Origin of the sequence: Sneathiella sp., from assembly GCF_029233945.1 — a bacterium.
Lineage (GTDB): Bacteria > Pseudomonadota > Alphaproteobacteria > Sneathiellales > Sneathiellaceae > Sneathiella.
On sequence record NZ_JARGOQ010000022.1, the window covers coordinates 27,454 to 33,521 of the forward strand.

5 protein-coding genes are annotated in these 6,068 nt (G+C 54.9%); 1 reads left to right on the plus strand and 4 read right to left on the minus strand.

The window, feature by feature from the left end; genetic code table 11:
- The 3 genes from P1U71_RS18010 to P1U71_RS09140 form a co-directional block, all read right to left on the minus strand.
- Positions 1 to 169: NAD(P)-dependent oxidoreductase (locus P1U71_RS18010; protein WP_367281159.1), on the minus strand; the 169-nt coding region annotated here is incomplete at its 3' end.
- Positions 170 to 242: 73 nt separating this feature from the next.
- On the minus strand, positions 243 to 653 hold the full coding sequence (locus tag P1U71_RS09135; RefSeq protein WP_301105277.1) for a tellurite resistance TerB family protein: 411 nt from the start codon (positions 651 to 653) through the stop codon (positions 243 to 245).
- Positions 654 to 704: 51 nt separating this feature from the next.
- A complete protein-coding gene (locus tag P1U71_RS09140; RefSeq protein WP_301105278.1) occupies positions 705 to 3,488 on the minus strand; it encodes an ATP-dependent DNA helicase in 2,784 nt (927 codons plus the stop codon).
- Positions 3,489 to 3,594: 106 nt separating this feature from the next.
- Between P1U71_RS09140 and P1U71_RS09145 the strand changes: the two genes are divergently transcribed.
- Positions 3,595 to 5,184, plus strand: coding sequence for a lysine--tRNA ligase (locus tag P1U71_RS09145; RefSeq protein ID WP_301105279.1), 1,590 nt, complete (start codon positions 3,595 to 3,597; stop codon positions 5,182 to 5,184).
- Positions 5,185 to 5,200: 16 nt separating this feature from the next.
- Here P1U71_RS09145 and P1U71_RS09150 read toward each other — a convergent pair whose 3' ends face one another.
- Positions 5,201 to 6,046: a branched-chain amino acid aminotransferase gene (locus tag P1U71_RS09150; RefSeq protein ID WP_301105280.1), complete on the minus strand. Its 846-nt coding sequence runs from the start codon at positions 6,044 to 6,046 to the stop codon at positions 5,201 to 5,203.
- Between the last annotated feature and the right edge of the window lie 22 nt (positions 6,047 to 6,068).

Genomic DNA, 6,068 nt, shown 5'->3' on the forward strand with positions numbered 1-6,068 from the left:
TTGGCGCTTTGTACAAATTGACCGCATCACGGGCCATTTTATACCGCAAGGCAGGGGAGCGACTTGTCGCATGGACATCTGCACCACATGCTTTCAATCGCCGCAATACCGGCCGGCCAACGTCACCAAGCCCTAAAAATCCGACAGAAATCCCTGTTAAACCACCCATTAATAACTCTCCCTCTTTTATTATTAAAAAGGATTATTATCGGATGTCAGTGATTTGGCAAATATTAGTTATATCAGGGGCGGGCGTAGCGGACAGCAGAACCCCGCTCGATAGCGGCGGCGGTCAGGCGATCGACATCCAGCCCATGGCGCAGCATTTCAAGCATACGCAGCTCTTCCTGGCTCAACTGGCCGTCAGAAACGGCGACATCGCAGGCAAGCGCATAAGCAGTGTCATAGATTTTTTTCGGCAGGACAGCACGGATTTTGCCGACAATTTCGTCCAGCTTCTGATCCCCGTTCAGCATGTCGACGCAGGTTGCTGCATCGTCCGGAAGATGCTCTTCCTCATAGTCGGCGAACACGGGAAGGGTGCGGACAATCTCGCCAATCGTGAACAGCTCACGGTCCGTCATTTCACGATCTGCTGCGGATACAATTACCATTGTTGAAATAAGGGCGGTGTGCAGGTTAAGCGTCGTCATGCGACAGTATCTCCGGTCTGAAAAGAAACAATTACTCACAGGATATGAGGTTCAATCTCGATTATCCAATGATATTTTCTTCAATGACTGTTCTTTTTCAGAAATAAAATTCCGGGTAAGCGCAATTGCATCTTTAAGTCCCAGCCGGTGAATTTCGACTTCCGGCGGAAAGGCGGAGGCAAGGCGGGAGGGCATCATGCTATCGAGCATTACAAAAACGCCAAAATCATTTTCCCGCCGGAGCAACCGGCCATAGGCTTGCTTGAGCTTAAGGCGGGTCAGCTTGTCGTCATATTTGCCACCGCCAAAGGCCTTCTTGCGCGCCTTGTGCTTGATGTCGGGGCGTGGCCAGGGAAGCCGGTCAAACACCAGCAGGCGTAAAGACCGTCCCGGTACATCAACGCCATCGCGAACAGCATCAGTGCCGAGCAGGATCGAGTTTTCCTCCTCCCGGAAGATATCGACAAGGGTTGAGGTGTCCAGCGCATCCTGATGCTGTGCATAAAGATCATATCCGGCGGCGGCGAGGGGTTTCCTGATATTCTCATGCACGGCACGCAAGCGCCAGATGGCGGTAAACAGGCCAAGGGCGCCGCCACCACTTGCGAGGAATAATTCGCGGTAAGCGGCAGACACTTCCTTCATATGATCCCGCCGGACATCCGTGACCACAATCACCCGGGTTTGATCGGCAAAATCAAAGGGGGAGGCGAAATGCTCGCGTATCGGCGGCAACACCATATGGTGCGCGCCCGTGCGCATATCCGCCGATTGCCAGCTTTCCTCCCCATCATGGTTATCACGCAATGTGGCAGAGGTAATGACGGCGCCATGGGATTTTTTCAGGATGGTTTCCGCGAAGGGGAGCGTCGGGTCGACATAGCTTCTGTAATAGCCGAGATCGAGCTCGCGTCCGCCGATGCGCTCAATCGCAAACCAGTCGACGAAACCGTCCGGTGTTGGGTTTTCTATTTCCTTCAGCATGGCGCGCCAGGGTGCAATATTCATCGTGACCCGGCGTGTGATGCCCTGTACGGCGGCCTCAATCCGGTGGCGTGTGGCACTATCGAGGTCTTCGGCCTCCGTATCCAGCCGGTTCAGTAGAGTTTTACCGAGAGTCGTCATCGGCCCGGCCAGACCGCTCAGGGCCTTATCCAGTTTCTCGGCTGCATCGGCCAAGCCGGGCAGAATGTCGTCAATTGTACATTCGATTGAGTAGGGGCTGTCCGGATGATGGCATCTCGCCAGAACCTGGCTTCGGATAAAGCTGAGCAATTCCTCCATCGGGCCGTTCGGTGCTCCGTCACGAACGCGGGTGAGCCAGCCATCCGTCGGCAGCCGTCGCGCCGCGCGCATGGCCTTTTGCAAGGCATCAATCCCCTTCTCATCATCTCCGATAAGGTCTCCGATACGATTCTCAAGGCCGCGCATCCTGCTTTTGCGCCCCGCATCACTCCCGGCGATCCAGCGTCGCAGTTCCGCGGTTTCCTGTCCGGTTAAGTGCGCAGCGAAAGCGCTGTCGGCCGCATCGAAAAGGTGATGGCCTTCATCGAAGACATAGCGTTTGGGAAGGTAAGGATCGTCCGGGCGTGTTGCCCCATTTATCATCACGAGGGCATGGTTGGCGATTACGATATCCGCTTTTCGCGCCTTGCGGCCTGATTTTTCGATAAAGCATTTGCGATAATGCGGGCAGGCGGAGTAGATGCATTCCCCCCGCCGGTCAGCAAGACGGGTCACGCGGGAACGGCCTTCAAGTTCCAGCAGCCAGCTGGGAAAGTCGCCGCCCACCATGTCGCCGTCGCGGGTCGCCGATATCCATCTCGCGACAAGGCCTTGAACAATTTGCTCTGATTTTGGTGCGGCGCCACCTTGCAGGGCCTCCTCAAAATTCAGAAGGCAGAGGTAGTTTTCCCGGCCTTTGCGGACGACCGCTTTTTCCATTTTCTCTGCTGTATTTGGATAAAGCCGGTTCAGTTCATCATCGATCTGGCGCTGCAGATTTTTGGTGTAAGTGGAAATCCAGACGGCCGCACCGTTCTTTTCCGCCCACAGGCTGGCCGGAGCGATATATCCAAGTGTTTTGCCTGTGCCCGTCCCGGCCTCGGCGAGAACGAGGTTCGGAGCATCGGCCTGATCGCGCGGAACAAAGGCGTGGGAGGTGAGAGCGCTGAAATCCGCCTGTTGCGGCCTTGCCTCTGAATTATCTCCCAGCATTTCCTTGAGCCGCTCTCGCGCCTCGATCTCACTAACCGCAATATCATCGGGGGGCGGCTCCGGTGCATAGTCTGCCCATTCTCCAAGATTACGCCATGTATCCAAGCCGCCGAAGCGATCGCGGGCTTCCGGCATCCCTACTGCCGCCATAACGGCGGGTGCCCAGTTCCATCCCGCCTGACCCATTGTCATGGCAATGGCGGAGATTTCGATTCGTTGTTTTTCATTTAAACCGGTTAAATACTTTAATATGGAATTTGCGGCGTCGAACAGGGTAAGTGTTTGCTCTTCCGGATCGGTTGTTACGACAAGATTGAGCGCGCGGGCAATTCCTCTGGCTGTCGGGAGACATTGCTGCGCGGGAAAGGCAAAGGCAAAGAGTTCCAGCAGGTCAAAGGCAGGGAAGGGATTAATGCCAAGTCGCCGCGCCACATTCAGCCGATGAACGAGCAGGGGAGGCTGGCTAACGACCCGGATAGCGGTCTCGTCAAGGCTGGTTTTTGCCATCTCGCCATCTGCCGTCAGCCAGTATCCGCCATCCCCGCCGAGCACCAGAACTGGCGCGTCGGGTAGCTTGATCTCTCCATAGGCGGGGCTGTTGTCACTTTTTTCAGTCATTTTTCCCAATTGCGCATGCAAATTTGCCTTGCGATCGTTGACGACACCTTTTTGTGCGCCTACATTCCGCGCTTTCTAGTGATCCATTCTTCCAACGAGGTTTATAATGTCATCGGACGCGGAAATTGCACTATCGAGCAACTCCTGGGCTTTTGTCGAGGCAAAAAAACTTGTGGATCGCTATGCGAAGAAAGCACCGGAAAAAGGTTATGTCCTGTTCGAGACCGGATACGGCCCTTCGGGTCTGCCGCATATCGGTACGTTCGGGGAGGTGGCGCGGACATCCATGGTGCGCCATGCCTTCAGTATCCTCTCGGATATTCCAACGCGGCTGATCGCCTTTTCCGACGATATGGACGGGCTTCGTAAGGTCCCGGACAATGTGCCAAACCAGGAGCTTCTCTCGGCTAATCTGAACAAGCCGTTGACACAGGTGCCGGACCCGTTTGGAACACATAACAGTTTTGGCGAACATAATAATGCCCGCCTGCAGGCGTTTCTGGATCAGTTCGGGTTTGAGTATGAGTTCCGCTCTTCAACCCAATGCTACAAGTCAGGTGAATTCGATGAGAGTTTGCTGCTTGTCCTCAAGCATTATGACGCCATCATTAATGTGATCCTGCCAACATTGGGGCCGGAACGGCGCGCGACTTATTCCCCATTCCTGCCTATCTGCCCTCGGACCGGCGAAGTGCTGCAGGTGCCGATCATTGCGCGAGATGAAGTGGCCGGAACCGTCACCTATCAGGACCCGGAAACAGGCGAAGATGTATCCGTTCCGGTCACGGGCGGGCACTGCAAACTGCAATGGAAGGTCGATTGGGCGATGCGCTGGCATGCGCTCGACGTTGATTATGAAATGGCGGGCAAGGACTTGATCGACAGCGTGACCCTGTCCAGCAAGATCGTCCAGATCATGGGAAAGCAGCCGCCGGAAGGGTTCAACTACGAGCTTTTCCTCGATCAGGAGGGGAAGAAAATATCGAAGTCAAAAGGCAATGGTATCACCATTGAGGAATGGCTGAAATATGCCTCTCCAGAGAGCCTGTCGCTTTACATGTACCAGAATCCGAAGAAAGCAAAGCGACTGCATTTCGATGTGATCCCGAAGGCGGTTGACGAGTATTTTACATTTCTCGGGAAATATCCGGAGCAGGAAGCGAAACAACAATATGCCAACCCGGTTTGGCATATCCATTCCGGCAATCCTCCGAGTGAAGGTTTGCCGATTACCTTTGGCATTTTGCTCAACCTGGCGGCAGTTGTGAATGCACATGAACCCTCTGTGCTGTGGGGGTTCATCTCCCGCTATGTGGAGGGCGCGACGCCTGAGACCAACCCGGAGCTCGATAAGCTCGTTGGCTATGCGATTGCTTACTATCATGACTTCGTCAAGCCGACAAAGGAGTACCGATTGCCGACGGAGAAGGAACGCAAGGCACTGGAACAGCTTGTCGCGTCGCTTAAAGAGTTGCCCGACGGGACAGAGGCAGCGGATATCCAGAATGAAGTCTTCAAAGTCGGAAATGAGAATGATTTTGAAAATCTGCGGGATTGGTTCAAGGCGCTGTATGAAACCCTGCTCGGTCAATCACAAGGCCCGAGAATGGGATCCTTCATCGCCTTATACGGCGTCGAGGAAACCATTCAGCTAATCGAACGTGTGCTGGCGGGTGAGGAATTGGGGGCGGCTTAATCCGCCCTCTTGCCTCCTAGAACAGCTGGCTATCGCGGGCGAAGTCCATATACATTTTGCGCAGTTTCGCGGCGACAGGACCGGGCTGCAACTCGCGATCTTCAATGCGGGTAACGGGCATGATCTTGCCAAAATTGCCACTGTTAAAGACTTCATCTGCGTTCATGACATCTTCGCGTGACATGAATGTTTCCTGAACCTCTATCCCGGCGGCCTCCGCCAGAATTTTCACCCGCGCCCGAGTAATCCCGGCAAGGAAACAGCCAGTTGCGGCGGGCGTAAAGGCAACGCCGTCCTTAACAGTCCAGATATTTGCGGTGGCAAATTCCGCCACATTATCATTTGCGTCCATCAGGATCGCATTATCGAAGCCCGCTTTGCGCGCCGCCGCAACGGCGCGGCCTGAGTTCGGATAGAGGCAGGACGCTTTTGCATCCGTCGGCGCCATGTCCCGTGCGGGGCGACGCTCCTTCGCAAAATGGGCGGAAAATCCATTGGCATCCGGCATTGGGCTGTCATAAACGGCGAGAATGAACTCCGCGCTATCCGGTTCCGGGTCGATAAAGCCGCCGCGGGCGAAATACATGGGGCGGATATATAGCTCTGATTCCTTAGGCAGCTTGCGGACGGCCTGAGTGCAAAGGTCAAGCACTTCTTCGGTTTCCATGGTCGGATGAAATCCGAGCGCCTTTGCGGAACGGGCCAAGCGGGCGCAGTGCTTATCCAGATCCGGGGCCTGGCCCTGAAATGACCGGGCACCATCAAACACCGTTGATGACATCCAGAAAGCATGATCCATCGGGCCGGTCACCCGCGGGCTTTCATCATACCAGTCACCGTTATAGAAAAAGACACCAGCCATTGTCGAAACACCTTAGTTGTCG

Bases quoted from the DNA above. Each gene is read 5' to 3' on its own strand.
- P1U71_RS09135 (WP_301105277.1), bottom strand. From the start codon at position 653: ATGACGACGCTTAACCTGCACACCGCCCTTATTTCAACAATGGTAATT.
- P1U71_RS09140 (WP_301105278.1), bottom strand. From the start codon at position 3,488: ATGACTGAAAAAAGTGACAACAGCCCCGCCTATGGAGAGATCAAGCTA.
- P1U71_RS09145 (WP_301105279.1), top strand. From the start codon at position 3,595: ATGTCATCGGACGCGGAAATTGCACTATCGAGCAACTCCTGGGCTTTT.
- P1U71_RS09150 (WP_301105280.1), bottom strand. From the start codon at position 6,046: ATGGCTGGTGTCTTTTTCTATAACGGTGACTGGTATGATGAAAGCCCG.